The organism is Staphylococcus sp. EG-SA-2 (assembly GCF_017152085.1).
In genome coordinates, this window is sequence record NZ_JACYHC010000562.1 from 1 (window position 1) to 3,028 (window position 3,028).

Annotated in this window: 1 protein-coding gene; it reads right to left on the reverse strand. The window is 35.8% G+C overall.

Translation table 11 applies throughout. From position 1 onward, the window contains the following. Nucleotides 1–179 precede the first annotated feature (179 nt). A complete protein-coding gene (gene fnbB, locus IDG60_RS09595; RefSeq protein ID WP_223808652.1) occupies nucleotides 180–3,026 on the reverse strand; it encodes a fibronectin-binding protein FnbB in 2,847 nt (948 codons plus the stop codon). Nucleotides 3,027–3,028 lie beyond the last annotated feature (2 nt).

The following is a 3,028-nucleotide window of genomic DNA, read 5'->3' on the forward strand; positions in this document are numbered from 1 at the left end:
GTTAATGTGCTCCTTTTCCTAAGTATTAAATCTATGTATCAACGTCATTTTAACACTAATTAGAACGCCTTCATAGTGTCATTGAGTATGTAATTATTTCTTGGGAAATTTGATTTAATTTTAAAAAAACAGGTTTACTTCATATAATTTATGAAATAAACCCGTCAATTTTTGTTTAATTATGCTTTGTTATTCTTTTTATTTCTGCGTAATAATACTAAACCTAGAATGCTGAATAATCCGCCGAACAACATACCTTTGTTTGTTGATTCTTCTCCACCTGTTTCAGGTAGTTCAGATTTCTTAGATTGTTTTTGTTTAGTTGGTGCCACTGCTTTAACCTTTTCATTGATTTCAATAACAGGTGTTACTACCTTACCTTGTTCCACTGGTTTAGAAGGTTTTTTAGGTTCTTCTTTAGCAGGTGGTACTGGTTTACCAGGTTCAGATGGTACCTCTGGTGTTGGTGGTACTGGTGTTTCCGGCTCACTTGGTACTTCCGGTTTTGGTGGCGTTGGTTCGCCTGGCTCACTCGGTACTTCTGGTGTTGGTGGTGTTGGTGTTTCCGGCTCACTTGGTACCTCTGGTGTTGGCGGTGTTGGCGGCGTTGTATCTTCTTCAATCGTTTGTTGACCTTCATTTTGACCACTTACTTTTGGAAGTGTATCTTCTTCAAAATCAACACTGTTGTGTCCACCAAATTGATAATTAGGTTTATCTTTGTTTGTATCTTCTTCAATAATTTCATTATGCTTATTGAATCCATGAATTTGTGGCACACTGTCGAAGTCGATATCAATGATGTTACCACCTTGTTCATACTTAGGCTTGTCTTCTTCTGTGTCTTCCTCGAATGACTGGTTACCATTATTTTGACCATGAATTTGAGGTACACTGTCGAAATCGATATCTACGATATTACCACCTTGTTCATATTTAGGTTTATCTTCTTCTGTGTCTTCCTCGAATGACTGATTACCGCTATTTTGGCCACCTTCATAACCTAATTCACTCTTAATATCAACGTGGCTATTTTCTTCGATTTCATCAATCACGCCATAATTACCGTGACCATTTTCAGTTCCTAAACCAGAATGAGAAATATGATGATTGTTTTCAGTAATTTCCTCGATTGGCCCTTGTGCTTGACCATGTTCTTCAGGTAATTCATCCACTAATTCAATCAGATTACTTTCAGTTGTATATTCTTTCGTATCTTCAACTGTTGTATGGTCGCTCACTGCGCCAGTTACAATACCTTTTGTAGACTCTTCGTCAAATTCAACTAAGTTAGACTCAGTTGTTACTTGGCCACCACCTGGGTTTGTATCCTCTTCATATTCAACAACATCAGCGTGATGTTTTGAATTTTCATGTGTAGATTCTTCAAAATCCACATGAATAGAATCTTCTTCAGTTTCAATAATACCTTCTGCATGACCTTCTGCACCTTCAACAGCTGTATGATATTCAAAATCAATTGGCTTAGAATCGTTACTTTCTTCGATTGTACCAGTCAATTCATGCTTCTCCACTGGTGGCTCTGATTTAATGTCTAAATCAATTGGTTCACTCTTCTCAATGATAGGATCATTTGGTTTATCTTTACCATCGCCTTTAGCATTATTAGAGTAAAATGCAACACCGTTGTTCCAAGTTAATTGAACTGGATAATACGGGTAATAAGGATAGTATGGGTAGTATTTATGATATCCTGAAAGATGTGTTCGGAAATTTAGATCCTTAGCATTTTGATCATATTCACCTTCATATTTAATTACATAGTCTTTCGAATTATCTAAATCGCCAAGGTTCAATGTGTACCCACCATTACTTGTGTAAGATAGATTTACTTTTTCAGTCACATCTTCAAATTTACTGGTATCATCAAGCTTTGCATAAACACTTTCAGCTAATTCATCTGAACCAATGTGTTTATATACTTTGACTGTTGGATTATTAGCACTTTGTTTATATCCAGATGTTACTTGACCAGTTACTGTGACAGAAGTTAACGACTGGTTGTTAGGCTTCACATATGCAAAATGGCTAAATTTACCCTCTTCTTTATTCAAAGTATCAATACGACCATTAACAGTAACACCCATTCTATCTTTAACGCCGTCTAAATATTTGATATCAAATTCTTTTGAGACTTTATTTTGACCTAGTGTTACTTCAACTTTTTGACTCCCTTGCTTTGTCACTGTTGTTGGGTCAATGAATAGGTTTAAGTTTAATTCAGCAGTTAAATCTTTTTTGTTATTTATATAATCAGTAAATGTATAGCGAATTGTACGTTCATTTATAACTTGACCATTTGCCATAACTTTATCTTCTGTTGAACTTTTTATCTCCGGAACTTTACGCAGTGTTGATATACCATGTGTTTCAACATTATCACTTAATGTGAAATCAAAATAATCTCCTGCCTTAATTCCTTCTCCAAATTTCCATTTGTATTTTAAAGTTACTCTTTGAGCATTATGCGGATTAACAATATTCGAATCTTTATTATGTCCTTCTAAAGAGCTTTCAGTAACTTCCACTTTATTTGTTACATCTGTACCTGTCGCTTTAGCTTCTTCCGCTACTTCTTTCTCTGAAACTGCTGTAACGTCAGCTGATCTTTTCATTCTTGGTTTAATTTCTGAGACGTTACTTGGTTGAGCTATGTCAACTTGAGTTCCTGTAGTTTCCTTATCAGCAACTTTTTCTGATGGTAAATCTTCTTGTGATTTCATTTCGGTTTCTACTTTTGGTGCTTGCACAGTTGTTGGTGCTTCTTCTGTTGTTACTTGAGTTGATTTTGATGGTTGCTCAGTTGATGTCGCGCTGTATGATTGTGTTTCATCTATTGTATTAACGTTATTTGTAGTTGTTTGTGTTTCGCTTGCTTTACTTTCAGTAGCTGAACTCCCACTTTCCTCTACTGTAGTATTGTTTTGTTCCGATGCTGCAGCTTCTTTTTCTTGTCCCATTCCAACAACGATCATTGTTCCTAAGAATACTGAGGCCGCTCCCAATT